The organism is Psychromonas aquatilis, assembly GCF_038155185.1.
Classification (GTDB): Bacteria; Pseudomonadota; Gammaproteobacteria; order Enterobacterales; family Psychromonadaceae; genus Psychromonas; species Psychromonas aquatilis.
This window is the reverse complement of sequence record NZ_JBAKAZ010000382.1, coordinates 1-215: the sequence shown is the minus strand read 5'-3', so window position 1 is coordinate 215 and position 215 is coordinate 1. Positions and strand designations below refer to the sequence as shown.

Genomic DNA, 215 nt, shown 5'->3' with positions numbered 1-215 from the left:
TTGTTCACTCGCTAGCCATAGTGCGGCTTCTAACTTCTGTGATTTTTGTAATGCAAGTTCACTCATGCCTTTACTGTCATAGGTCATACCACAAAATTGATCAGCTAAAGCATCTGTAACGATAATCTCAAAACCTGCTTTTTTAATTAATGATTCCGTAATTTCAGTAACTGATCGGCTGTCATTATTATCGGCTTGTTGCCCCATTGTACGAG

At 38.6% G+C, this 215-nt stretch carries 1 protein-coding gene; it reads right to left on the bottom strand.

Annotated elements, in window-relative coordinates:
* The coding region (locus V6256_RS15895; protein WP_341599176.1) for a hypothetical protein at nucleotides 1-215 on the bottom strand (215 nt) is incomplete at both ends.